The sequence below is a fragment of the Qipengyuania sp. S6317L1 genome, from assembly GCF_023015615.1.
Taxonomy (GTDB): domain Bacteria; phylum Pseudomonadota; class Alphaproteobacteria; order Sphingomonadales; family Sphingomonadaceae; genus Erythrobacter.
Genome location: NZ_JALKAJ010000005.1, coordinates 211401 through 235631, shown reverse-complemented (window position 1 = coordinate 235631; position 24231 = coordinate 211401). Strand labels below are relative to the sequence as shown.

Annotated in this window: 23 protein-coding genes; 15 read left to right on the top strand and 8 right to left on the bottom strand. The window is 59.3% G+C overall.

Annotation, left to right across the window (positions count from 1 at the left end; translation table 11 throughout):
- Positions 1-9: 9 nt before the first annotated feature.
- Together MWU38_RS12730 and cobS are read right to left on the bottom strand one after the other, a co-directional pair.
- Positions 10-2157: a transglycosylase domain-containing protein gene (locus MWU38_RS12730; protein ID WP_247272185.1), complete on the bottom strand. Its 2148-nt coding sequence runs from the start codon at positions 2155-2157 to the stop codon at positions 10-12.
- Between the two features lie 52 nt (positions 2158-2209).
- Positions 2210-3199, bottom strand: a complete 990-nt coding sequence (gene cobS / locus MWU38_RS12725) for a cobaltochelatase subunit CobS (protein ID WP_247272184.1) — start codon at positions 3197-3199, stop codon at positions 2210-2212.
- A gap of 113 nt (positions 3200-3312) precedes the next feature.
- On the opposite strand from cobS, the gene MWU38_RS12720 reads away from it, so the two are divergent.
- Both MWU38_RS12720 and MWU38_RS12715 read left to right on the top strand, forming a co-directional pair.
- The gene (locus tag MWU38_RS12720; RefSeq protein ID WP_247272183.1) at positions 3313-4152 is read left to right on the top strand and encodes an oxygenase MpaB family protein; all 840 of its coding nucleotides are present in this window, start codon (positions 3313-3315) and stop codon (positions 4150-4152) included.
- 11 nt (positions 4153-4163) lie between these two features.
- Complete coding sequence (locus tag MWU38_RS12715; protein WP_247272182.1) at positions 4164-4520, top strand: DUF1428 domain-containing protein; 357 nt, start codon at positions 4164-4166, stop codon at positions 4518-4520.
- On the opposite strand, the gene MWU38_RS12710 is transcribed toward MWU38_RS12715, so the two are convergent.
- The gene (locus tag MWU38_RS12710) at positions 4517-5110 is read right to left on the bottom strand and encodes a J domain-containing protein (protein ID WP_247272181.1); all 594 of its coding nucleotides are present in this window, start codon (positions 5108-5110) and stop codon (positions 4517-4519) included. The genes MWU38_RS12715 and MWU38_RS12710 overlap by 4 nt on opposite strands.
- 88 nt (positions 5111-5198) lie before the next feature.
- Between MWU38_RS12710 and MWU38_RS12705 the strand changes: the two genes are divergently transcribed.
- The 4 genes from MWU38_RS12705 to MWU38_RS12690 all read left to right on the top strand — a co-directional run bounded on the left by MWU38_RS12705 (position 5199) and on the right by MWU38_RS12690 (position 7728).
- On the top strand, positions 5199-5471 hold the full coding sequence (locus MWU38_RS12705; RefSeq protein WP_247272180.1) for a BolA family protein: 273 nt from the start codon (positions 5199-5201) through the stop codon (positions 5469-5471).
- Positions 5472-5481: 10 nt separating this feature from the next.
- Entirely contained in the window at positions 5482-5937 is a 456-nt protein-coding gene (locus MWU38_RS12700; protein WP_247272179.1) for an NUDIX domain-containing protein, read from the top strand.
- An 82-nt stretch (positions 5938-6019) separates the two neighbouring features.
- Positions 6020-6832 (top strand): SDR family NAD(P)-dependent oxidoreductase, encoded by an 813-nt coding sequence (locus MWU38_RS12695; RefSeq protein ID WP_247272178.1) that lies wholly within the window; start codon positions 6020-6022, stop codon positions 6830-6832.
- A complete protein-coding gene (locus tag MWU38_RS12690; protein ID WP_247272589.1) occupies positions 6832-7728 on the top strand; it encodes an alpha/beta hydrolase in 897 nt (298 codons plus the stop codon). The genes MWU38_RS12695 and MWU38_RS12690 overlap by 1 nt, the downstream gene beginning before the upstream one ends.
- Before the next feature lie 194 nt (positions 7729-7922).
- Here the strand turns inward: MWU38_RS12690 and MWU38_RS12685 are convergent, their stop codons facing one another.
- Positions 7923-9047 (bottom strand): DUF2332 domain-containing protein, encoded by a 1125-nt coding sequence (locus MWU38_RS12685; protein WP_348646900.1) that lies wholly within the window; start codon positions 9045-9047, stop codon positions 7923-7925.
- Positions 9048-9110: 63 nt separating this feature from the next.
- On the opposite strand from MWU38_RS12685, the gene hisG reads away from it, so the two are divergent.
- From hisG to MWU38_RS12645, 8 genes are all read left to right on the top strand, one after another.
- On the top strand, positions 9111-9794 hold the full coding sequence (gene hisG, locus MWU38_RS12680; protein ID WP_247272177.1) for an ATP phosphoribosyltransferase: 684 nt from the start codon (positions 9111-9113) through the stop codon (positions 9792-9794).
- A complete protein-coding gene (gene hisD / locus MWU38_RS12675; protein ID WP_247272176.1) occupies positions 9791-11083 on the top strand; it encodes a histidinol dehydrogenase in 1293 nt (430 codons plus the stop codon). The genes hisG and hisD overlap by 4 nt, the downstream gene beginning before the upstream one ends.
- Entirely contained in the window at positions 11080-11550 is a 471-nt protein-coding gene (gene nusB, locus MWU38_RS12670) for a transcription antitermination factor NusB (protein WP_247272175.1), read from the top strand. The genes hisD and nusB overlap by 4 nt, the downstream gene beginning before the upstream one ends.
- Positions 11547-12407 (top strand): thiamine-phosphate kinase, encoded by an 861-nt coding sequence (gene thiL / locus MWU38_RS12665; RefSeq protein WP_348646919.1) that lies wholly within the window; start codon positions 11547-11549, stop codon positions 12405-12407. The genes nusB and thiL overlap by 4 nt, the downstream gene beginning before the upstream one ends.
- Before the next feature lie 182 nt (positions 12408-12589).
- Positions 12590-14695 (top strand): sodium-translocating pyrophosphatase, encoded by a 2106-nt coding sequence (locus MWU38_RS12660; protein WP_247272173.1) that lies wholly within the window; start codon positions 12590-12592, stop codon positions 14693-14695.
- Between the two features lie 254 nt (positions 14696-14949).
- The gene (locus tag MWU38_RS12655) at positions 14950-16062 is read left to right on the top strand and encodes a GNAT family N-acetyltransferase (RefSeq protein ID WP_247272172.1); all 1113 of its coding nucleotides are present in this window, start codon (positions 14950-14952) and stop codon (positions 16060-16062) included.
- 4 nt (positions 16063-16066) lie between these two features.
- Positions 16067-16945, top strand: a complete 879-nt coding sequence (locus MWU38_RS12650) for a cupin-like domain-containing protein (RefSeq protein ID WP_247272171.1) — start codon at positions 16067-16069, stop codon at positions 16943-16945.
- A gap of 33 nt (positions 16946-16978) precedes the next feature.
- Entirely contained in the window at positions 16979-17902 is a 924-nt protein-coding gene (locus tag MWU38_RS12645) for an acyl-CoA thioesterase II (protein ID WP_247272170.1), read from the top strand.
- 147 nt (positions 17903-18049) lie between these two features.
- On the opposite strand, the gene MWU38_RS12640 is transcribed toward MWU38_RS12645, so the two are convergent.
- The 4 genes from MWU38_RS12640 to MWU38_RS12625 all read right to left on the bottom strand — a co-directional run bounded on the left by MWU38_RS12640 (position 18050) and on the right by MWU38_RS12625 (position 22893).
- Entirely contained in the window at positions 18050-18733 is a 684-nt protein-coding gene (locus MWU38_RS12640; protein ID WP_247272169.1) for a Fe2+-dependent dioxygenase, read from the bottom strand.
- A gap of 17 nt (positions 18734-18750) precedes the next feature.
- Positions 18751-21066 (bottom strand): TonB-dependent siderophore receptor, encoded by a 2316-nt coding sequence (locus tag MWU38_RS12635; protein ID WP_247272168.1) that lies wholly within the window; start codon positions 21064-21066, stop codon positions 18751-18753.
- 200 nt (positions 21067-21266) lie between these two features.
- Positions 21267-22085: a universal stress protein gene (locus tag MWU38_RS12630; protein ID WP_247272167.1), complete on the bottom strand. Its 819-nt coding sequence runs from the start codon at positions 22083-22085 to the stop codon at positions 21267-21269.
- 115 nt (positions 22086-22200) lie between these two features.
- The gene (locus MWU38_RS12625) at positions 22201-22893 is read right to left on the bottom strand and encodes a DUF1190 domain-containing protein (RefSeq protein WP_247272166.1); all 693 of its coding nucleotides are present in this window, start codon (positions 22891-22893) and stop codon (positions 22201-22203) included.
- A gap of 106 nt (positions 22894-22999) precedes the next feature.
- On the opposite strand from MWU38_RS12625, the gene MWU38_RS12620 reads away from it, so the two are divergent.
- Positions 23000-24166 carry a glutathionylspermidine synthase family protein gene (locus tag MWU38_RS12620; RefSeq protein ID WP_247272165.1) on the top strand — a complete coding sequence of 389 codons (1167 nt, stop codon included), beginning with the start codon at positions 23000-23002 and terminating at the stop codon, positions 24164-24166.
- Positions 24167-24231 lie beyond the last annotated feature (65 nt).

Here is a 24231-nt window from a genome sequence, read left to right as displayed (position 1 = left end):
GAACGCGCGTTACCTCTGGTCAATCGGCTCGACCTGCACCCCATCCTCGGTCACGCGCAATTCCATAGGCACGCCGTCCTGGCTGAGGATAAGGCCGCCCTCTTCTATCCGCAGAGTAGTGCCATCTTCGCCGAGCGGTATTTCCTCACCCTCTTCGATATCGATATCGAAAGGTTCGACCGGCCCTTGCGGATCGGGTGATGCTCTGGGTTGAGGCGCAGGTAGATCGAGAGCGCCGCGCATGAAGTCTTTCCAGATGCGCGCAGGAAGGCCGCCTCCTGAAACCCGGTCCAGCGGTGAGTTGTCGTCATTGCCAACCCATACGCCCACCACCAGATCGCCCGCATAGCCCACAAACAATGCGTCGCGGTAATTCTGCGTCGTGCCTGTCTTGCCGAAATTGGCGATGGGCAGTTCTGCCGCCTCGCCTGTGCCCCGATTGATCGCTGCGCGCAGCATTTGCTCCATGTCGCCATGCACTCGTCCAGAAAAGGAGCCTTTACTGCTCGTGAGCCATTCCCACCAACTTTCCTCCTCTTGCGGAAAGGCATAAGGGCGCACCGGATATTGATTGGCCGCAACCCCCGCATAGGCGGCGGTAAGTTCGAGAAGGCTCATGCTTGTGGTGCCAAGCGCAAGGCTTGGATCGCCTTCCGGCAGATCGGAAGTGACGCCCAGCGAACGCGCCGTGCGGATGACAGCATCGCTTCCCACCTCGTTGAACAAACGCACCGCTGCGACGTTGCTGGAAGAAGCAAATGCGTCCTCGAGTGTAATAGCCTCCGAATACCGCTCACGCGAATTTTTGGGCCGGTAACTGCCGGTCGCAATCGACTGGTTTGATATAGTGTCTTCAGGGTCCCATCCCGCCTCCAGCGCGGCAAGGTAAACGAACAATTTGAACGTCGAGCCCGGTTGACGTTTCGCCTGTGTCACCCGGTTAAACGGGCTGTCGGCATAGGATTTGCCACCCACCATCGCGACCACTTCACCCTTGGGTCGCATAGCGACGAGACCAACTTGCGCATTACCAAGACTTGCGCGGCTGACCACGCGATTGGCGAGCGCCTGAAGCTGTGCATCAAGCGTGGTTTCCACAACCAAACGCTCATATCCCGGCTCGATCTGTTCACGCGCAAGAGGCAGCGCCCAGTCAGCGAAATAGGTGCCGGTGGGCAGGTCATTCGCCGTGCGCACGTCAAGCCTAGGCGCAGGCAATCTGTCCGCCTCTGCCTGGCTCATATAGCCGGCATCCACCATAGCTCCGACGACAAGGTCCATCCGCGCCTTCGCGCGGTCGTAATGCTTGGTCGGATTGTAGCGCGATGGCGCTTGCAAAAGTCCTGCGAGCATCGCCGCTTGCTCGGGCTTCAAATTCTCCGGCTTGCGGTAGAAATAATGCAAGCTGGCTGCGCGAAGGCCGTATTGATTGTCCCCGAAATAGGCGTTGGAGAGGTAACGCTCCAGAATTTCGTCCTTGGTGAGCCACGTCTCGATCCAGAACGCGATGAGCGCCTCTTGCGCCTTCCTCGTGAGGCTGCGCTCAGGGGTCAGCCATGTGAATTTCGCCAGTTGCTGCGTGATCGTAGAGCCACCGCCCCGCCCCGTCCAAACCGCGCGCGCAACCCCGCGCGGATCAACGCCCCAGTGCGAGTAAAATCGCCGATCCTCGATCGCGAGAAACGGCTCGATCACGTGGGGCGGCAAACTGGCCACTTCGACAGGTGCGGCCACCATCGCGCCGCTTCGCGCAATGGGTGTGCCGTCGCTCGCCAACAGGGTTACCTGTGGCGCGGCAATCGGCTCAAGGCTTTTGGAAAGCGGCGCGGTGATCGCGAGCCAAGCGACCAGTGCGATGAACAGCATGATAAAAGCTGCAATAATGCGGACTGCCCACCAGCGCTTGCGCCGACCAAGCCAGAACGAGCGCTTCCAGAATGAGCCGCGATCATGGGACGCGGGCGCGTTTGCCCCGTCAAATTGCGAGAGCCCCGCATCCCAGCGCGAGAAATCGGTCGAGCCTGCTGGACGATAGCTTGTCGTTCGATCGTCGGGGTCCACGGGGCGCTGCGATTCGTAGAGAGCGTAATATCCGCCCTCCGCACCCATCGGGTCATTATCCCGCGAGCGTTTCCAGAATCGTTTAAACAGCGCCATCAAGACGGTGTGTTATCAGGACAACACGGTGCTAGGCAAGCACCACGAGAGCTTACGCGCCGCTTGCGGTCCCTTCGGGCAGATCTTCACCAAAGACACGCTGGTAATATTCGCTCACCAAGCCGCGTTCTGCCTCGTCGCATTTGTTGAGGAACGACAGGCGGAAAGCAAAGCCTACCGATTTGAAAATATCAGCGTTCTGCGCCCAGGTGATGACCGTGCGCGGGCTCATCACTGTCGAGATATCGCCGTTCATAAAGCCCTGGCGCGTCAGCTCCGCGACCTTGACCATATCAGCGATTACCGCACTGTCTGTGTCAGGGGTCTTGGAGGCAACGATCTGCTGTTCGGTTTCGGCGGACAGATAGTTCAGAGCGACCACCACATTCCAGCGGTCCATCTGCGCTTGGTTGATCGCCTGCGTCCCGTGATACAAGCCGCTGGTGTCACCAAGGCCAACCGTGTTGGTGGTAGCAAACAGGCGGAAGTGCGGATTGGGGGTAATGACGCGATTCTGATCAAGCAGCGTGAGGCGGCCATCAAATTCCAGAATGCGCTGGATTACGAACATTACGTCAGGGCGCCCTGCATCATATTCGTCAAAGGTCAAAGCCACCGGATGCTGAAGCGCCCAGGGAAGGATGCCTTCTTTAAATTCGGTGACTTGCTGACCGTCCTTAAGCACGATGGCATCACGGCCAACGAGGTCGATCCGGCTGATGTGCGCATCGAGGTTGACGCGGATGCTGGGCCAGTTGAGTCGTGCTGCGACCTGTTCGATGTGGGTCGATTTGCCCGTGCCGTGATAGCCTTGAACCATCACACGGCGATTATGCGCAAATCCGGCAAGAATTGCCAAAGTCGTGTCGGGATCGAAAACGTAAGACTCGTCCACCTCGGGCACGTGTTCACTTGGCGTGCTGAAGGCGGGAACCTTCCAGTCGATATCGATGCCAAAGGTTTCGCGCACATCGACGGTGGTGTCGGGCTCGGTTGGCAAGGGGCTTGCGCCTGCGAATTCTTCTGTTGAGTGCGTGTTCATTTCGTGATGACCGTTAGTGGTGTGCGAGCGTCGGGGCAAGGGTTGCTTGTCGCAACCTGTTCGCGATGTAAGATATTCTCCCAATCCATCGCGACTGTGATAGGTTCCCGGCCATGCCCTCTCCGGTTGAAAACTTGAGACTGAAACTCGTGGATCAGGTCCGCGCGACCTTTAACGACCAGGCGTCAGGGCAAAAACCGGTCCCGCCATCGGATGAAGCATTGTTCGAAAAGGACACCCCGATCCGGCGTGTTCATGCCGATCTTGTCGGCATGATGACCGGCGGGGTGCGCGCGCTCTTGCTTCAGATGCTCCACCCGCACGCACTGCAAGGGGTGCTCGATCACTCCAATTTTCGCGAGGATATGCACGGGCGGCTGCGAAGGACGGCGCGTTTTATCGCTGTGACAAGCTTTGGTCATCGTGATGATGCGCAAAAAGCGATTGAGCGGGTTAATCGCATCCACGCCAAGGTGGGCGGGACGTTGCCAGATGGAACACCCTATGAGGCAACCAACCCTCGCACGCTGGCATGGGTCCACGTGACCGAAGCGCAAAGCTTTCTTGCAGGATATCTGCGCCATGTCCGGCCCAATATGCTTGGCTTTGAGCAAGACGAATACTATCGCCAGTTTGCCGTTATCGCGCGCGCTCTGGGGGCTGATCCAGTGCCGACCACGCGGCGCGAGGCAGAGGCACTATTTCGCGAACTTCGCAGCGATCTTCGCCCCTCCGCGCAAGCACGCGAAATTGCGCAATTGGTGCTCAGCCAGCGCCCCAAGGGCACGCCCGCCGCGGTGCAAACCGTCATCGGCGCAGAAGCCGTCGCCATGCTCCCGCCGTTTGCCCGCTCCATGCTTGGCCTGCAAACGCCGGTTCTGGCGGCCCTGCCCGCACGCGCTGCAACATGGGGAGTGGGCCGCACATTGCGCTGGGCTTTCAAGCAGAATTAAGGAGAGGGGCCATGTACGTTCAAGGATTTGTGCTCGGTGTCAAAGAGGATGGCCAACAGGAGTATCTCAAAGTCGCGCGCACCATGGGTCAGATGTTCATCGACTATGGCGCATTGGAAGCGACCGAAAATTGGGAGTCGAACGTGCCCGACGGCGAAGTCACCGATTTCCGCAAGGCAGTCGCGGCGCAGCCAAGTGAGAAGATCGTATTTTCATGGATCATCTGGCCCGACAAGCAGACCTGCGACAAAGGCACGTCTGCCATGATGGAAGACGAGCGAATGACCGCCATGGATTGGCCCGAAGTCATGGACGGCAAGCGAATGATCCTTGGCGGCTTTGATCAGATTTACCGCGTACTGGCTTAGGAAATCGCGCTTGCCTTGCGCAGGGTTTGATAGGCATCGACCACTTTTGTGAGCCGCGCTTCGTAAGTGCGATCCCCGCCATTGCGGTCGGGGTGGTAGCGCCGCACTAGCTCTGAATAGCGGCGGCGAAGGCGCTGTTTCGTCGTGTCAGAGCCAAGCCCCATGACCTCAAGCGCCTCGGCCTCATCCTTGGTAAAACGCCCTGACATTTGCATTGTGGCTTCACGCTGGGCGCGGCTCTTGATGCCGTTGGCGCGCGCCGAAATCGCATGAAGCGGGTCGTCAAAGTCGTTCCATCGCGGCATTCCGTCGACACCGGCGCGAGGAGAAAACGCAGGGCTTTCACGCCGCCAGCCATTCACCGGACTTTGCGCAGCGAGGATCTCTTCTGCGCTCATGCCCTCAAACCAGTCATAGCCCTGGTTGAATTCACGTACATGCTCAAGGCAGAACCACCGGTATTCGCCCGGCCCGTCAAAGCCATTGGGACGGTATCCGGGCGCGCGAAATTCGCCTGGCTCGCGGCACGTGGGGTGCTCGCAAACCCGGTCTTCGCTTTCGAAACGGCCATGAAATCTTGAATTTGCCATAAAGCGCTTGAGAATGGCGATTGAGACGCCAGATTCCAAGGCGTGAAATTTACGCAACACCGATGACGATAATTCAAGGACACAGATAATGAGCGGAACCGTGGCAAGCGAAATGGAGCAGCTCCTCACCAAGGCTTTCGCCCCAACCCACCTCGAAATTATCAATGACAGCGCGCATCATGCGGGTCATTCAGGCGATGATGGATCGGGAGAATCGCATTTTACCGTCGTGATCGAAGCGCCCGCTTTTGCCGACATGAGCCGCCTCGCCCGCCAACGAGCGGTGATCGCAGCGCTGGGTGATATCGTTGGCGAGCGGGTTCACGCCGTCGCGATCAAGGCAAGCTCACCTGCGGCATAACCGTGTCGAAATGAACGAATTTGGCAATTCCAAGCGCGTACGGCGTGCAGCGCGCATTATCGTGCTCGATCGCGCTGACCGGGTGCTGCTGTTCCGGTTCGACGTGGCGGACCGTCCACCCTTCTGGGTGACCGCTGGCGGTGAATGCGAAGGCCATGAAAGTTTTGAAGAGGCAGCACGGCGCGAGCTTTTCGAAGAAACGGGGATTGTCGCAGAGCCGGGCCCGCAAGTGGCACGCACCACGCCTGAATTCGTTACCGTAGAGGGTGAGCCCATACAAGCCGATGAGCGTTACTTCCTTTTGCACCTCGATAAGCCGGCGATCGATACAAGCCGCCACACCGAGCTTGAACGAAGAGTGATGACGCAACATCGTTGGTTCACGCTGCAAGAGCTGACCAACTGGCCCGAGGCGATATTTCCCGAGAACCTGCCGCAAATCATTGCGCGCATCCGCACCCGATAACGGCGCCTTGCAATAAATTTGCTTGCCCCCTCAGCCTGCAATCGGCAGCTATTGCGGTCAAAGAGTTCAGGGAGAAAAATACATGGATTTCACCGGCAAGGTTGCTTGGATCACAGGCGCATCATCGGGAATTGGCGCGGCGTTGGCCCGCGATCTGGCGAGCCGGGGGGTGCATCTGGTGCTTTCGGGCCGCGATGAAACACGGCTCGCCGAGGTCGCCAAGGAATGCGGCGAGACATTCATCCTGCCTTTCGATGTGCGCGACGAGGATGCTCTTGCTGAGGCCACGCGCAAGGCGATCGCGTGGAAGGGCGGAGTCGATCTGGCGTTCGCCAATGCCGGGGTGTCGCAGCGCAGCCGCGCGCTCAAAACCGATATGCAGGTCTACCGCGATATAATCGACATCGACCTCATTGCGCAGATCGCGTTTAGCCAAGGGTTGATCGGGCACATGGTAGAGCGAGGCAGCGGCGCCCTTGCCTTCATCTCATCAATTGCCGGCAAAGTTGGCGTGCCGATGCGCACCGGCTATTGCGCAGTGAAGTTCGGCCTCGCCGGTTATGGCGACGCGCTTCGCGCCGAGCTTTCGCAAAGCGGGGTCAGCGTGCACATGATCTATCCCGGTTCAGTCGCAACCAATGTCTCGCGCAATGCAATGACCGCCGACGGATCGAAGCGCGGTGTTTCCGACAAAGCCATCGACGAAGGCATTCCGGCGCCCGATGCCGCCAAAACAATGCTCGATGGCATCGCCAATGGTGAGCGCGAGATTATCATTGCGCAAGGCGTTGAACTGGCGATGGGCGATGCACGGCGCACGCCTGATGCCCTGTTCGAGCAAATCGAGGCCATGGTTGCGGCAGGATATATGGAGAAGATGGAAGCGGAAGCGTGATTGAACTGCCCCAAACCCGTGTGAGCCTAGGCAACGGGATTGACCTCGATGTGGTGGATATGGGGCCGCGCGATGGCGATCCGCTGATTTTCCTGCACGGTTTTCCCGAAAACCACCGCACATGGCGCCACCAGATCACGCATTTTTCGGCCAGTGGCTATCGCTGTATTGCGCCCGATCAACGCGGCTATCGCGGCTCGTCCAAACCGCAAGAGGTGAGCGAATACACGCCCGACAAGCTGGTTGGCGATGTGTTTATGCTGGCAGATGCCTTGGGAGTAGGAACCTTTACGATTGTAGGACACGACTGGGGCGGCGCGATTGCATGGGCCGTCGCCCTGACGGGGCAGCACGCGCGGGTTTCCCGGGCAATCATCGCCAACGCCCCTCACCCCGCTATCTTCCCCAAACTGCTCTACACCGACAAAGAACAGCGCGAGGCTTCCCAATACATCCGGGGCTTTCGCGATACGGCGAACGATGACCTGATCCGTGAAGGCGGCCTGGGGCCGCTGCTGGCGAAAGAGGCGGAGTGGGAAGATTCCGCGTCAATGGAGCCCGAAGAACGCGCCATCCTGTTAAAGGATTGGTCAAATCCCGAAGCCGCTTTTGGAATGATCAACTATTACCGCGCAACGCCGATGGAGGTGCCGGGAATGGATGAGCCATTCGAGCTTCCGTCAAACTTCGCCGCACCCGAAGTACCAAAGCTTACCATTCCGACGCTGGTCATGTGGGCAATGGGAGACACCGCGCTTCCGCCAAGCAATCTGGAAGGAATGGAGGATCAGATCGACCCGCTTACGCTGGTGAAGATTGAGGACTGCGAACATTTCGTAACGTGGGGTGCGCCCGACAAAGTGATTGAAGCTATGGAGCAATTCCTGAGCAATTAGTCGCCAGACAGCAAGGACTGGACAACCGCCCGTAAACGCCTTAAACACCTGATATACAAGGAGTTTTAAGATGGTATATCATATCAAATTTGATGCTTGCGATTGCGGATGCACGAATTGCAAATCGGGCAGCGGCTGCTGCGATTGCGGTTGCACGGCTTGTTCGTAAAGCATTGAGCGGCTCGGGGCAGACTTCACGCCCCTACCCACTCCACCCACGCGCCATGCGGGTGCGCGAAACCGAGGAGGTGCACCGCGCCATCGCCCTCATTCCCAGACCAGAAACGCACGCGAAGCTCGTGGCGAAATGTCTTCGGATCGGTTTCCAGCGCGACCCACGCGAGCGGCTTTTCGCAAGTTGCCCTGCCCCCCGCTTCAACCATCGCTGCGGTGATGGTTTCTTGGGAGCTGTCTGGCAAATATTGCCACATGATCGAATGGAACATCGCCCGCGTCGTTCCGGCTTCCTGCGGTTTTGCGAGCTGTGCGGTGACAAATTCAGCTGCATCCATCTTTATCAGCGAAAGCGGGTTTTCATTCGCAAGCTGAACCGCTGCATCAATGCGTGCCATGCGGCCCGGTGCATCGGGCCACACGTAAGACTTTAGCTTTAACGCCGACGCCTCATCGGTAAGATCAATCGGCGCGATATCGCAGGCCTCAACCGTGCGGATCGCAAAATCGCTGGGTGGTCGTGGAGGTGATCCGGCTTCCCCGCGCCACTCAGGTTCAATGCGCATTGGCGAATCTTCAGGGCCCACCTCGCTTGTCCCGAGGCGGAAACGATACCGCTCCAGCATGGTGTTCACCCCGGCGCTTGCGCCAATCTCAAACAGATCGAAGTTTGGGTGGACACGATCAGCAAGCCATAGGAGCCCTGCCATTATGCTAGCAGATCGCCCCGCTTCATTGGTTTGCGGCGGACCGTCGAACCATGGGAGGAGGATCGTATCGTAGGCCTCGATCAGTTCGCAAACGATCCTGTCCACCTGAGCCTGATCGGTGATCTGTCCCGAATAAACTCGCGCCAATCGATCGTCGGTGCCAGACAAAAGCAGATGATGAAGCCCGCCCGCTATCCTTAGCGGCATCGCGTCTTTGAGCGTTAGCCCGGCCCAAGACGCCATCCGCCGCCCACAGGCCGAATTGCCTTCGATCACCTTGGGAAGCGCGCGAATTATGCGGGCGGTGCAAGGTGCGTGATTGATGGCGGCATGTTCGGCCTGCCATTCAACCGCCGCAGTAAAGTCCTCGATTGCCATCACCGACCCGCGGTCACCGCCGTCAGGCTCTTTTTCGCTCATATTTTCTACTGTCACCCCCGTGCTCCGGCGCGCTTCGTATTGCCCTTTGTAAGGCTACACCTTAAGTGCGCGGCCACAATGATACACTCACCCCCCTCCCAGTCTGGTCTCTCTTTGTCCAGCGGACCGCTGACCTTCGCAGTCCCCAAAGGCCGCATCCTTGATGAAGCGCTGCCCCTGATGGCGAAAGCTGGCATCGTGCCCGAAGACGGGTTTCACGATAAGAGCAACCGCTCGCTTTCCTTTGGCACGAGCCGCGACGACATGCGGCTGATCCGCGTTCGCGCATTCGATGTGGCTACCTTTGTGGCTCATGGCGCGGCACAGATCGGGATCGTGGGATCAGATGTGATCGAAGAGTTCGATTACGACGACCTGTATGCGCCGGTCGATCTCGACATTGGCCACTGCCGTTTGTCTGTTGCGCGCATGGCTGATGACACCGAAGAAGATGCCAACGCCACCCACCTTCGTGTTGCGACCAAATATCCCAATCTTACCGCGCGCCACTTCGAAGCGAGCGGGATCCAGGCCGAGTGCGTCAAACTCAATGGTGCGATGGAACTTGCCCCCTCGCTGGGTCTTGCGCGGCAGATCGTCGATCTCGTTTCTTCCGGCGCAACGCTCAAGCAGAACGGCCTTGTCGAAACGCAAGCGATCATCGACATCACCGCGCGCCTGATCGTGAACCGCGCCGCTTACAAGACCGATCCGCGCGTTGCGCAGCTGGTCGAAGCCTTCCGCGAAGGGGCTGAGCAATGAAGCAGCTTTCAACGATGGACGCCGATTTTGCCCGCAAGTTCGCGCGCGTGATTGAAGATCGGCGTGAAACCGACGCGAATGTTGCCGGCGTTGTGCAGGATATTCTTCGCACAGTACGAAGCGGCGGCGACAGGGCTCTTGTCCAATACACGCAGCGTTTCGACGGGTACTCGCTTGCTGATGATGGCGATTGGGTCATCACCAAGGACGCTTGCAAGGCTGCCTATGACGGCTTGCAGAGCGATCAACGAGAGGCTCTCGAACTCGCTGCCAGCCGTATCCGCGCCTATCACGAAGCGCAGCTGCCCAATAATCGTGACTACACCGATGCAACGGGCGCGCGCCTTGGCGCGATCTGGCGCGCGGTCGATGCAGCCGGGCTATATGTCCCTGGTGGGCGCGCGGCTTATCCGTCTTCGCTGTTGATGAACGCAATTCCCGCGCGGGTTGCGGGCGTTGAGCGTCTGGTGGTCGTAACCCCCACGCCCAAAGGCAATTCCAATCCGCTGGTGCTTGCCGCAGCGCACATTGCCGGTGTCGATGAAATCTGGCGCGTAGGCGGCGCACAGGCCGTTGGGGCACTCGCCTATGGCACGGACCGCATCAACCCCGTCGATGTCGTCGTGGGTCCCGGCAACGCCTATGTCGCGGAGGCCAAACGACAGCTGTATGGTGTCATCGGGATAGACATGGTCGCCGGGCCAAGTGAAATTCTGGTCGTCGCCGACGGCAAGAACGACCCCGACTGGATTGCCGCAGACTTGCTTAGCCAGGCAGAGCATGATCCCACGTCCCAATCGGTCCTTATTACCGACGATGCAGGCTTTGCCGCCCTTGTGGCCGATTGCATCGATGTTCAGATCAGTCAGCTTTCGACACAGAAGACCGCGCGGACAAGTTGGGATGATCACGGCGTTATCATCGAGGTGAACGACCTTGAAGCTGAGGCGCCTGACCTCATCAACGCGCTTGCAGCAGAGCACCTGGAACTTGCGGTGGACGAGCCGGAAGCCATGATGGAAAAGGTTCGCCATGCGGGCAGTATCTTCCTTGGGCGGATGACGCCGGAGGCGGTGGGCGACTATGTCGCAGGCCCTAACCACGTGCTTCCCACCGGCCGCCGCGCCCGGTTCTCATCAGGTCTGTCGGTTCTCGACTTCATGAAGCGCACAAGCTTCATTCAATTGGATGAGGCCAGCTTTAACGCTATCGGTCCCGCCGCAGCGACGCTTGCTCATGCAGAGGGTCTTCCTGCCCATGCCAAATCAGTAGAATTGCGCCTTAAATGAACACAAATCCCAAATCCCAGGCTCGCTCGACCGCGCGCCTCGCCGCCGTTCAGGCGCTCTACCAGCACCAGATGGAGGGTACGAAAGTCGATGAATTGCTCGTCGAATTTCACCGCCACCGTCTGGGCGAACGTCTGGATGATGAAGATAGCAACGGTGGCGAGCAACTTGCAGCAGTCGAGGTCGATTTCTTCAACGATCTTGTGCGCGGTGTCGATGCGCGGCGCGATGAAATCGATGCAGCGGTAACGGCCAAGCTTTCGGACGGATGGACGCTAACCCGATTGGACAAAACCATGGTGCAGATCCTTCGCGCTGGCGCGTATGAGCTTATCGCGCGCGCAGACGTTCCAGCGGCGGCCGCGATCAATGAATATGTCGAAGTTGCAAAAGCGTTCTTCGACGATCGCGAAGCAAAGTTCGTGAACGGGATTCTGGACGCGCTGGCGAAAGAGGTTCGGTCATAAACGAGGCTGACTTCATCGCCGCCTTGCGCCAACTTCCCCTCCACCCCGGAGCGCGCGGGCTTGAAGATGACTGCGCCGTCATCGAATTTGGCGGCGAAGCGCTGGTCCTCACCCATGATGCGATGGCGCAGGGCACGCATTTCCGCCCCGATGCCGATTTGGCCGATGTCGCGTGGAAGCTAGTCGCGAGCAATCTGTCAGACTTGGCTGCCAAGGGCGCGGAACCAATTGGTGTCTTGCTTGGCTACGGCCTGGGCGCAGACGATAAAAGGTTCATCAAGGGCCTGCACGAAGCTCTTAACGCGTTCGAGGTGAATCTGCTCGGCGGAGACACGGTCAAAGCGCAAGGGCCGCGCGTCTTTGGCCTGACCGCCATCGGCAAAGCAATGCATATCCCTGTGCCGGCGCGAGGGCGGGCATCGGTTGGTGATGCAATCTATGTCACGGGTCCTCTTGGCTGTGCCATGTTGGGCTTTGAAGGGGTTCCGGAGCACGCCAAGGCGTTCAACCGGCCACACCCGCGCATTGCCGAAGGTCTTTCTCTTGCCCCGCATGTGAGCGCAATGATGGACATTTCCGATGGTCTTCTGCTCGATTGTTGGCGCATGGCATCTGCTAGCTACGGGGTCGCCTTTGAGTTGAAGCGCAGCACAATACCGGTCGCTGATGCGACGCGGCTAGATGAGTGCATCCGGTGGGGCGACGATTACGAGTTGCTTTTTACGGCACCCACCACCGTTGTGCTGCCCGTCCCGGCAACACAGATCGGGACTGTTACCGCAGCTGATTTTGCGCCGCTTTGGCTCGATGATGAGATCCTTACACCCCAACAAGGGTTGGGCTTCCAACACGGCTAAAACTGCAAGTCAGCGTGCAAAAAGGGCAAAGTTTCCCACCGTCCTCACGCATTGCCACTTGTGTCCCCGCATTCTCCCGATAAGCTGACCCTCCTCAGCGCGCGGGATCTGCGAATGAGAGAGAACAAGGGTGGGTCCCGGTCAAAGCGCACGTTTTCCACGCTTTGGAGAGGGGATTCTTCGTGGACTTAATACTCATATCAATTGGATTGGGCGTGCTCGCCGTACTTTACGGCTTCATAACCAGCCGACAGGTGCTGGGTGCCAGCGCCGGTAACGCAAAAATGCAAGAGATTGCCGGTGCAATTCAGGAGGGTGCACAAGCCTATCTGAACCGCCAATACACCACCATCGGCATCGTTGGCGTGGTCGCCGCTGTCGTCGTGGGGCTGTTCCTTGGCGTTGTGCCAGCCGTTGGTTTTGTCATCGGTGCGGTGCTTTCGGGCGTGGCAGGCTATATCGGGATGAACATCTCGGTGCGCTCGAACGTGCGCACGGCTGCTGCGGCTGAAAAGGGCCTTCAAGAGGGTTTGACCATCGCTTTTCGTGCTGGCGCTATCACCGGTATGCTGGTGGCAGGTCTCGCGCTTCTCGCGATTGCCGTCTTCTTTTACGTGCTCGTTGGGCCGATGGGTCTCACACCAAACGACCGGATCGTCATCGACGGTCTTGTTGGCTTGGCCTTTGGTGCATCGCTGATCTCGATCTTCGCGCGTCTGGGTGGCGGTATCTTTACCAAGGCCGCTGACGTTGGCGCTGACCTTGTGGGTAAGGTCGAGGCTTCGATCCCGGAGGATGATCCCCGCAACCCTGCGACTATCGCCGATAACGTGGGCGACAATGTGGGCGACTGCGCAGGCATGGCCGCCGACTTGTTTGAAACCTACGTCGTGACCGTTGGCGCAACCATGGTTCTGACCGCTCTGCTCTTCTCTGAAGCGCTTGGCGATTTGCTCCTCCCGATGATGGCTCTGCCACTTCTGATCGGCGGCGCTTGCATCGTGACATCGATCATCGGCACCTATTTTGTGCGTCTTGGCAACGGGACAAACGTCATGGGCGCGATGTACAAAGGCTTCATCGTCACCGCCGTTCTGGCCGTTCCGCTGATCTGGTTCGCGATCCAGTTTGCACTCGGTGATATGGGCCGCGTCTTGAACCCGGGCGACACGGTCGAGTTCCATGGTCGCGATCTGTTCTACTGCTCGCTGATCGGCCTTGCGCTTACCGGCATCATCATCTGGATCACCGAATACTACACTGGCACAAATTATCGTCCGGTGAAGTCGATCGCCAAGGCATCGGAAACGGGGCATGGCACCAATGTGATCCAGGGTCTTGCGATCAGCCTTGAATCGACCGCTCTTCCCACAATCGTCATCATCGCAGCCATCATCGGTGCGTACCAACTCGCAGGCCTTATCGGCCTGGCGTTTGGTGCAACCGCGATGCTCGCGCTTGCTGGCATGGTTGTGGCGCTCGATGCTTACGGTCCGGTGACCGACAACGCTGGCGGTATCGCCGAGATGGCTGAGCTTGACGCAAGCGTTCGTGAGAAAACGGACCTTCTCGATGCTGTGGGCAACACCACCAAGGCCGTGACCAAGGGCTATGCCATCGGTTCGGCAGGTCTTGCAGCACTCGTGCTGTTTGCCGCCTACACCGCTGACCTTCGCCTCTTCTTCCCTGATGCGAACGTCAACTTCAGCCTTGAAAACCCATATGTCATCGTCGGGCTTCTGCTCGGCGCACTGCTGCCGTACCTGTTTGGTGCGATGGGCATGACCGCTGTGGGCCGCGCTGCTGGCGATGTGGTGGTCGATGTGCGCGACCAGTTCGCCGCCGATCCGGGCATTATGGCAGGCACCAGCCGTCCAGACTATGCGCGGACAGTGGACCTTGTGACCAAGGCAGCGATCAAGGAGATGATCATCCCTTCGCTGCTTCCGGTGCTGGCGCCGATCGTGACCTACTTTGTGATCTACTTCCTTGCAGGCCAGGATAACGCCTTCGCGGCGCTGGGCGCTCTGCTGCTAGGTGTGATCGTTGGTGGCCTGTTCGTCGCGCTTTCCATGACCGCTGGCGGCGGCGCATGGGACAATGCGAAGAAGTACATCGAAGACGGCAATCACGGCGGCAAGGGCTCTGAAGCTCACAAGGCGGCCGTGACGGGCGATACTGTGGGCGATCCTTACAAGGACACCGCAGGCCCTGCCGTGAACCCGATGATCAAGATCACCAATATCGTCGCGCTGCTTCTGCTCGCTGCCTTGGCGGGCGCGCATTAGGCGCTCTGTTCAAACCGGAATTGAGGAGCCCCGCCCAGCAACGCTGCGGCGGGGCTCTTTGCATTTGCACTATTTGCTTTTGGAAGCCCGAGTGTCCCGATCTGGACCACCCGGAACGCAGGTGCACAGAAAGGTAGCGTTAACGATGCCGCGCTGCCTACATCATCCTCACCGCACAATAACTGTGCGGGACTTGAGGACGGTGCACAATGGATCTTGCAAGGACACCAGCCATAGGCGGCTATTCAAAGCGCGTGAGCAGACCGGCTCGCCTGCGCGGCGTGCTTCACCTGCTTGATACGCAGACTGTCGATTCGAAAGCCTTCCTCGAAGATTGGAAATCGCTGGCACGGCGCGCTGCTGAGCCAAACCCCTTCTTCGAGGCGTGGTTCACCCTCCCCTCCTTCGAGCAATTCGCCGACAGCGATGCTTACAAGATCGCAGCCTATTGGGTTGGCGGTCGACTTGCCGGCCTGATGCCGATCAAGCATTCGAGCGACTATTACGGCCACGGCCTGCCGCATATTGGCACGTGGCTGCACGACCATTCTTTCTGCGGCGCGCCTCTGGTCGCGAAAGGGCACGAACGCGGCTTCTGGAATGCCCTGGTCACCTGCCTCGACCAAACCCCCGGACAAGCGCTGTTCCTCCATCTGCCAGCCCTTCCCGAAGGCGGCGCACTCGATAAGGCGCTCACCGCTGCGCTTGGCGAGATGGGCCGTGCGTCCGCAATTGTCGAACGCACGAGCCGCGCCATGCTTGCATCTCATCTTGGGCCGCAAGAATACCTCGCCGGGGCGATGAGCACCAAAAAACGCAAAGAGCTTCGCCGTCAGAAAAACCGCCTTGGCGAGCTTGGCGAGCTCACCTTCGAACGACTTGAAAGAACCGAGTGTATCGAGCCGTGGATAGAGCAATATCTGACGCTTGAGGCGGCAGGTTGGAAGGGCGCGGCGGGCTCAGCGTTAAAAAGCAGTCCAGCCTCTTACGCCTTCTTTGCCGACGCCATGTATGCCGCGGCTCGCGCCGGAAAGCTTGAACGATTGGCGATGCGTCTCGACGGCAAGCCTGTTGCCATGCTCGCAAACTTCATCGCCGCACCAGCTGCCTACAGCTTCAAGACCGCATTTGACGAGGACTATGCGCGCTTTTCACCCGGCCTCTTGCTTCAGATCGAGAACCTCGACCTTCTGGCACGCCAGGACATTGCCTGGGCCGATAGCTGCGCGATTGAAGGTCATTCAATGATCGAACGCATCTGGCGCGAGAAGCGTGCATTTGTCAGCCGCAATGTCGCCATTGGCGGATCGCTTCGTCGCCTCACCGCACGCGCGCTCATGGCCTACGAAACGCGCGAAAGGGGTTGAGCATATGAACGCCCAAAGCAGTTTCGATCAGGCGGCAAGCCTGCAAATCTTCGACAAGGCTCAGCGCAACACCTTCGCTTCGCACTATCCCGAAGGCCCACACACCTTGCGCCATACGCTGGGTTCGCACCCGCTGCTTGAACTCGACGCGCTCGCTGATCTTGCCCAGCAGCTTCCCGAGGCGAGCGTCGAATACAATCGCGGCGATTTGCCGATTGGCGTTGATGGCAAGCCGGGCGCAACCGGCCTTTCCATCGCCGAGACCATTCGACAGGTGGCAAAAGCGAACAGCTGGGCGGTGCTCAAGAATGTCGAGCAATCGCCCGTTTACAAGGCGCTTCTCACCGACTTGCTGGACGAACTGCGCGGCGAAATCGAGGCGAAGACGGGCGCGATGCTGACCCCGCAAGCTTTCATCTTCATCTCAAGCCCCAATGCAGTCACGCCATACCATTTCGACCCAGAGCACAACATTTTGCTACAGGTGCGCGGCAGCAAGGTGATGACCCAGTTTCCCGCAGGTGACGCGCGCTTTGCCGCTGATAGTGTGCACGAAAGCTACCACACCGGCGGCCCGCGTGAACTTACGTGGGACGACGCGCTGATGGACGGGGCAAGCGAGTTTCCGCTCGGTCCCGGCGATGCCGTCTATGTGCCGGTCATGGCCCCGCATTTCGTGCGCAACGGCCCTCTCCCAAGCGTCTCCTTGTCGATCACATGGCGTTCGACATGGAGCTATGGCGAAAGCGAGGCGCGCGCTTTCAACGCGCTCCTTCGCAAGGCGGGCCTTTCACCCAAGGCTCCGGGACGTTGGCCCGCAACCAACCGCGCCAAATCGCTTGGCTATCGCGCGATCCGCAAGGCAGGTCTTTCTCCCGCTTGACGCGGGGCCACATCACCGCGCATGGAATGCGCCATGAGTGATACACCCGATTACGCACGTCTTGTCGAAGGCCTCGTCAAACTTCTCACCGTAGAGCGCGTTGCCACCGACATTTACGTCGGTCGCCCACAAACAGGCGGCATTGGCCGCGTCTTTGGCGGGCAGGTAATCGCGCAAGGTTTGCAGGCCGCGCAGGCAAGCGTGCCGGAGACCAAATCCGCGCACTCCCTGCACGCCTACTTCCTTCGCGGCGGGCGCGAAGGTGTGCCGATCGAATACCGCATCGAGCGCGACTTCGACGGGCGCAGCTTTGCCAACCGGCGAGTGGTCGCCTCTCAGGAAAACGAAGACGGCACCGCCACCCCGATCCTGAACCTCACCGCCTCGTTCCAGACGCCGGAAGACGGTCTTGAGCATCTCGATTCGCCGATGCCCGAAGTCGAGGATCCAGACACACTCAAATCCGATATGGAAACCCGCCGCGCCATGATCGAGGCGATGGGCGACAAGGTTACCGAAGACCAGCGCGCCCTTGCGCTTCGCCCTCGCCCGATCGAGATGCGCACCACGGACAAGCTTCACTGGATGAATTCACAAGCCAAGGACCCGCGCGCCCATTCCTGGTTCAAGGCGGCAAGCGCCCTGCCCGATGATCCTGCGCTTCACCGCGCGGTCATCGCCTATGCCAGTGACTACACGCTGCTTGGCACCTCAGCCCTACCGCATGGCCTGTCGTGGATGCGCGGGGAGCTTGTCGGGGCGAGCCTCGATCACACCTTGTGGTTCCATGAGGAAGCCCGCGCAGACGAGTGGCTGCTCTATGCCACCGACAGCCCGTGGTCGGCTGGCGGGCGCGGCTTCAACCGTGGCCGCATCTTCAACAAACAGGGTATGCTGATCGCCAGCGTCGCGCAGGAAGGCATGATCAGGAAGCGCGTCGGGAAACCCGCCGATTAGGGGTTTGGTTGATGAAACACCGCCGCAGCACAGGCGCGTTCAACTGAACCAAAGCACCAATATTGCCCGTGTTGGAAACAATATTTCCAACCCGCAGCGAGCGCAAACAGCGAAACGCCCCCGCTTACGCTCCCATCATGGCTTCGCCTACGATTCCGCCCAGCGGCGCACCAGATTGTGATACAGCTGGGTCAGCACCAGCACTTCGCGGTCCGCCTTGCCACGCTCTGCCGATAGCGCCTGCGTGGTGCGGTCGAGATCGTAGAGCATTTCACGCTCGGCGTGATCGGCGACAAGCGATTGCAACCACATGAAGCAACTCACCCGCTCACCCGAGGTCACTTCCTCGACCTTGTGCAAGGTGGTGGAGGGGTAAAGAAGCATGGAACCAGCGGGCAGTTTGTAGCTTGTCGTGCCCGAATTGCCCTCGATCCGCAGTTCGCCCCCTTCGTAATCCTCAGGCTCCGTCAGGAACAGGGTTGCCGAAAGATCGGTGCGTATCCGTGCGCCAGTGCCGGCGTGAAAGCGGATCGCATTGTCGACGTGAAGGCCAAAGGTTTCGCCCGGACCATATCGGTTGAACAGCGGCGGAAAAACCGAATGCGGCAATGCGGCTGCAAGAAAGGTCGCATTGCCCATCAACGCCGCGCTCACCTGCGCCTGCGCGGCCTGTGTCACCGCGCCTTCTTCGGGCAATTGCCGGTTGCGCTTGACCGATGCGGCCCCCGCACCGCTGGTAACATTGCCGTCCACCCATTCGGCATCAAGGAGGCGGCCTCGCAAGTCGGCCGCCTCCTGTTTGCTGAGCACATTGTCTATCTGAAGGATCATGCCTTGCCCCTAGACAATTAGAACGTGCCCGTCAGGGTGAAGAATGCCGAGCGGCCCGGCGCGATGTGGGCAAAGGGCGAACCCGAGCGATAAATCGCATCATAATACCGCTTGTCGGTCACATTCAGCACGTTGACGCGCATCTGGACATTGTCGCTCAGCGCATAGCGCGCAACAGCATCCACCCGCACGTAGCCGGGCACCTTGGCGGTTCCTGCCAATTGCGTGCCGCCAAACATTTCGTCCTGGGCGTAAATCTGCCCGCCGATCTCGAAGCGGCTGGTCACCGAAATAGTGGTCAGCAATTGAGCGGTGTGTTGCGGGATGTTGGCAAAGCGGCGACCGACATTGGCCGGATCCGCCGACGCGGTGATCTCGGCATCGGTGTAGGTGTAACCGGCAAAGATATTGATGCTGTCGGCGATGGTGCCGTTGGCAGACAATTCGATACCCTGCGAACGCAACGTCCCCACATTGGTATAGGGCTGTCCGCGACCGGCACTTTCGCGGGCATTATCTTTTTCGATGCGAAAGCCCGCTGCTGTCAGCAGAAGATCGCCGTCGAAAAATTCGCCCTTCGCGCCCAGTTCGAACGAGGTGTTCTGTTCTGGCGAGAGGTCGATGTTGTCGGTGCTGATCCCGTCATAGGATGCGCCATTGCCGTCAAGCTGTTCGCCGCTGGGGTTGGTGCTGGTCGACCATGATGCGTAGAGGGTGAAAGGTTCTGACGGTTTATAGACCACCGATGCCTGTCCGTTGACGAAGGTGTCGGTGTATTTCAGCCGGGTTTCGGGCTGCGGTCCGAAACGACCGACCGAAGCGGGGCTGTAATATTCAAGGTCGAAGGTATCGACCCGCCCGCCCAGCACGATCTGGAATGCGTCGGAAAACTTGATCGTGTCGATCAGATATCCGGCGAAATTCTGCGCATTGGTTACCGTTGGCCCGTTCGATGTGTCCGGCCCGATGGGAATATCCACGCCCAGAACCGGCTGTGGATCGAACAGTCCGTAGACGAAACCGCCGGGGATCTCGACGCTGTTGCCGTTTGCATCCTCAACCGTTGTCGGAATGTCGAGCGGGAAAGCGTCGATCGTCTCGTCTGCAAAATCGCCACCAAGGACGAGGGTGTGGTCGATACTGCCGGTTTCGATATCGGCAACGGCATAGGTGCTGTTTGCCCAATAGCTGTTGTTGCGCCAGCTGCTCTTGAGCGCGGGGCTGACGGTGAACTCGCTTTCAGGCACGGAAACGCCGCCGCTGCGCGGACAGCTGCCGTTGTCATCGCGCTCGAACACGCAGATGGACGGCTCGCTCACCGCATAGCGGTTGAAAGTTTCGCCGTAACGGGTGATCGAATGGAAACGCAGGTCTTCATGGGGCTGCCATTCGATCTGAACGGTGCCAATGTCGGCGCCATTGTCGATGAAGTCGCGCCCGACCACGCCGTAGAAATTGTCGCGATCGACAAGATAGGGCTGCTGTGTGGCCGAATTGAACGGGTGGCCGAACTCGGGCACACCGTCGAGGCGGTAGTAGTAATAATCGGCCATGATCTCGAGATTGTCGGTCACGCGCAACGTCCCTGCAATCGATCCGCCGTACCGTTCGCTTTCCACGAAATCGCGCCCCGGCGTGTCTGCATCGTGATAAAGGCCATTGAAACGCAGCGCCACGCGATCGTTCACCTGAAGGTTGGCATCAAAAGTGCCGCGATAGTAATTTTCAGTGCCGATGCCCGCTTCGAGCACGGCGAAATCATTGCCGAACTGCGCGCGCTTGGATTGCAGCGAGACAAGGCCGCCAGTGGTGCCGCGCCCGCCGAAAACGGCGCTGGGGCCTTTGACGACTTCGATCTGCTCAACGGCAAAGATTTCGCGGCTGGTGACGCCGGGATCGCGCAGGCCGTCAATGTAAACGTCGCCGCGCGCTTCGAAACCGCGGATGAAGATGCGGTCGCCAAATGCGTTGCCGCCCTCGCCCGTGCCCAGTGTTACGCCCGGCGTGCTGCGCACGATCTCACGAAAACTGGTCGCGCCGATATCCTCGATCACTTCCTTGGGAATGATCGTTTGCGTCTTGGGCGTGTCGCGCACAGGCGCGGTAAACTTGCCGTCGGTGGACTCGTCAATTTTGAACGGCGCTTCGTTGGCAGCGTTGACGTTGATGTCGGGACGGTCGCCCGAAACCACAATCTCATTACTCTTCTGATCTTCGGGAAGCTCGTTTGCCGCTGCGGCAGCGGGCAGAAACGCTGCGCCGAAAGCCCCCGCAAGCAAGGTTCCTGTAAGTGCACGGTGGCCCGTTGATCGGTTGGTATTGGTGTTGGTCAAAGTGTTCCTCCTGATGACCGGAGGCGCTATTGCGAATGTTTATCATTTGCACAAGCAAAAACTTTCTCCGACCAGATTTTCCTGTGCAAAGTGACAGGGTCGCGCAGTGGCGCACGTAAAATGCCGCTGCGAGACCGTGGTTTCGCAGCGGCATTTGCTGTGATCGTTGCCTTGGTTCAGGCCTTCGAGGTGTCTGGAATCTAGTGCGCGAGAAGCACCGGCATCTTGGGATCGCTCAGCACCTGGCGTGTCACCCCGCCCACCAGCATTTCCGCAAGGCGCGAGTGGCCATAGGCGCCCATCACCATCGCAGAGCAATCGCGCATGGCGGCGGCTGAAAAGAGCGTATCGCCAATGCTCACCTTGCCGCGCGGGATGGAGACGACATCGCTCGAAATCCCGTGCCGGTCGAGATACATCGCCGCCTCGCTCACCGGGAAATCATAACGCTGCTGATCGTCTTCTTCGGCAACGCAGGCAAGATACACATCGCTCGCCTGAGCGAGCAGCGGCAGGCTGGCCCGCAGCGCCACACAGGCTTCGGCCGACCCGTTCCACGCGACCAAAACCGGGCCGTCGACCTTCAGCCCCTTCGCATCACCCGGCACGACCATAACCGGTGCGGGCGCCTTGATCGCAAGCTCGCCCGCCATGGACGATGGCCTGCGCGCACCTTCCTCACCGATGTCATTGGGGCCGATCAGGATGATATCATGGAGCGCGGATTGTTCGAGCAGGTGGTTTTCCGCCATCCCGTAAAGGAAGCGGAACTCCCACGAGACGTCCTCATTCGCAAGGTCGGCCTCCACCTTGGCGCGCAGCTCTTCTGCGGCCTCCTTGATCACGGGCATGGCGGCGGCCATTGCCGAGCCATAGAAATCGCCGGGCGCGAAGACCTCGTAACTGACCGATTGCAACAATGTGATGTGGCCATTGTTGGCACGGGCCATGTCGAGTGCGACCTGCAAGCGCGCTTCGAAAGATTGATCGCTATCAACGTGAAGTAGAATGCTTTTCATCTGAGGTCTCCCTTTGTCCAAAAGGATTTAGGCGCAACAAAGCGCGCCCTGCATTGACCCAGATCAATTTAGCACAGCGATTGCCGATTATTCGGCTGTTTTCAGGGAAGCGGGATCAGCCGCCTTTGCTGCGCGACGAAGTCGAACCGGCGTTACTGCCGTTGCTGCCGCCGCCCGATGCCTTGGTTCGGCCAAAATCACCCGACTTCTTGCCATAGCCCGGTTTGCCAAAGCCGGCGGCTTTCGCCACGTCGCTTGCGGCCCGAACCTTGGGAACGGACTTTGCGCGTTCCATTCCGCGTGCCGAGGCAAGGTATTTGCCGGGCTGACCGCCATATCCGACGCGTGAGCCATTGGCGGTCTGGTATCCGTTCGATCCGCTCTTGAACAGCGGGCCGGTCTTGCCGTCGCGCTTGCTGGAATACCAGGCCGCGAGGAACGGGGTGAATGGAATACGGGCACCGCGCGCATTGCTGGTTTGCTCGCTTGTTTCCTGAACGCATTGTCCCGGGCCATAGACCGCTTCGCAATCCTCCTTGGCCTCAAAGCGCGGCGCATCCTTGGCAGCGACCGCTTGCGCTTCTGCGCGCATCTCTTCGCATTCCTTGGTGGTCTTGCCGGTCGCCTTGGCGCAGGCAAAGACATTCTCATACACCTCGATTTCAACATCGAGTTTTTCGTTCGGAGCGGCTGCCTTCGCCGCAGGAGCGGGATCTCCGCCACATGCAGAAAGCATCGCGCCTGAACTCAAGGCAGCCATGGTCGTCAGCCGCACTTTTGACGAACGTTTTGTTTTGGTTGCAGCCATTATAACCCCTAATCCCCGTAAGACTCTGGTTCCGGAGTTTTCAGCTACGGCAAAAAGGTTATCGTAAGGTGGATATCGGGTAAAACCTCAAAGGAAAGGCCCCCAGATGCTGCGCAAAACCCTGCCCGAGCGGCCCAATTGGCAAGAGGTCGCACGCGAAAACGGCTTTGTTTTTCATCATGTTGATGGTGACCTCTACTGGGACGAGCGCGCCTGCTGGCAATTTACCCTGCGCGAGGTCGAAGACGAGATCGAAGACCCCACGACCGAACTTTACGCCATGTGTCTGGCGCTTGTGGATGATGCGTGCGCCGATCAACAGCTGATGGAACGCCTCGCGATCCCGCGCGATATGTGGGACCCGATCGCCAATTCGTGGAAGCGCGGGGATGCCTCGCTCTATGGCCGGTTCGACTTTGCCTATACCGGAAATGGACCTGCCAAACTGTTGGAGTTCAACGCCGATACGCCCACATCCGTTTACGAAACCGCGTTCTTCCAGTGGAAGTGGCTTGAGGACATGATTGCTGCTGGCGAATTGCCCGACAGCACCGACCAGTTCAACCGCCTGCACGAGGCACTGGTCGAACGCTTTGCGCAGATCCTGACGCCGGGCTCGCTATGCCATTTCAGCGGGGTCGAAGACCATATCGAGGACCGCGCCACCGTCGCCTATTTCGAGGATCTGGCGGGGCAAGCGGGGCTTGAGACGCGCTTTGTCGATATTGCCAGGATCGGGATTGATAGCGAAGGCGAATTTGTCGACCCCGAAGGCTATCGCATCGGCGCCTTGTTCAAGCTTTATCCGTGGGAGGATATGATGCTTGAGGAAAGCGCGGCCCAGATCGCGGGCGCGTCGTGCAATTTCATCGAGCCGATGTGGAAGGCGATCCTTTCAAACAAGGCGATCCTCCCGCTGTTGTGGGAAAAGCATCAGGGCCATCGCAATCTGGTCCCCGCTTTTTTCGCCGGGAGCGATGGCGCACGCGCATTGGAGGGCCAGCCCCATGTGACCAAGCCGTTTTTCAGCCGCGAGGGCGCCGACATTGCCCTGTTCGATGGTAAGATGCGTCACGATGGCCCGCAGGAAGGCTACGGCGCGGAAGGGCATATCGTGCAAGGTTATGCGCCGATTGCACGATCGGGCGACAATCACGCAGTTGTCGGCAGCTGGGTCGTAGGCGATGATCCGGCGGGCATGTCTATCCGCGAGGATGCTAGCCCCATCACCCGCGATCTTGCGCGTTTCCTGCCGCATATCATCATGGGGTAAGCTCGCCCTCAAGCTTATCCTTGTCTTGTCGTGCCCCTTGGCTACCATGGCGGGCGGGAGAGACA

Excerpts from the sequence above, each read along its gene's own strand:
- MWU38_RS12730 (WP_247272185.1), bottom strand. The coding sequence starts at position 2,157 with ATGGCGCTGTTTAAACGATTCTGGAAACGCTCGCGGGATAATGACCCG.
- cobS (WP_247272184.1), bottom strand. The coding sequence starts at position 3,199 with ATGAACACGCACTCAACAGAAGAATTCGCAGGCGCAAGCCCCTTGCCA.
- MWU38_RS12720 (WP_247272183.1), top strand. The coding sequence starts at position 3,313 with ATGCCCTCTCCGGTTGAAAACTTGAGACTGAAACTCGTGGATCAGGTC.
- MWU38_RS12715 (WP_247272182.1), top strand. The coding sequence starts at position 4,164 with ATGTACGTTCAAGGATTTGTGCTCGGTGTCAAAGAGGATGGCCAACAG.
- MWU38_RS12710 (WP_247272181.1), bottom strand. The coding sequence starts at position 5,110 with ATGGCAAATTCAAGATTTCATGGCCGTTTCGAAAGCGAAGACCGGGTT.
- MWU38_RS12705 (WP_247272180.1), top strand. The coding sequence starts at position 5,199 with ATGAGCGGAACCGTGGCAAGCGAAATGGAGCAGCTCCTCACCAAGGCT.
- MWU38_RS12700 (WP_247272179.1), top strand. The coding sequence starts at position 5,482 with ATGAACGAATTTGGCAATTCCAAGCGCGTACGGCGTGCAGCGCGCATT.
- MWU38_RS12695 (WP_247272178.1), top strand. The coding sequence starts at position 6,020 with ATGGATTTCACCGGCAAGGTTGCTTGGATCACAGGCGCATCATCGGGA.
- hisG (WP_247272177.1), top strand. The coding sequence starts at position 9,111 with ATGATACACTCACCCCCCTCCCAGTCTGGTCTCTCTTTGTCCAGCGGA.
- hisD (WP_247272176.1), top strand. The coding sequence starts at position 9,791 with ATGAAGCAGCTTTCAACGATGGACGCCGATTTTGCCCGCAAGTTCGCG.
- nusB (WP_247272175.1), top strand. The coding sequence starts at position 11,080 with ATGAACACAAATCCCAAATCCCAGGCTCGCTCGACCGCGCGCCTCGCC.
- MWU38_RS12650 (WP_247272171.1), top strand. The coding sequence starts at position 16,067 with ATGAACGCCCAAAGCAGTTTCGATCAGGCGGCAAGCCTGCAAATCTTC.
- MWU38_RS12645 (WP_247272170.1), top strand. The coding sequence starts at position 16,979 with ATGAGTGATACACCCGATTACGCACGTCTTGTCGAAGGCCTCGTCAAA.
- MWU38_RS12640 (WP_247272169.1), bottom strand. The coding sequence starts at position 18,733 with ATGATCCTTCAGATAGACAATGTGCTCAGCAAACAGGAGGCGGCCGAC.
- MWU38_RS12630 (WP_247272167.1), bottom strand. The coding sequence starts at position 22,085 with ATGAAAAGCATTCTACTTCACGTTGATAGCGATCAATCTTTCGAAGCG.
- MWU38_RS12625 (WP_247272166.1), bottom strand. The coding sequence starts at position 22,893 with ATGGCTGCAACCAAAACAAAACGTTCGTCAAAAGTGCGGCTGACGACC.
- MWU38_RS12620 (WP_247272165.1), top strand. The coding sequence starts at position 23,000 with ATGCTGCGCAAAACCCTGCCCGAGCGGCCCAATTGGCAAGAGGTCGCA.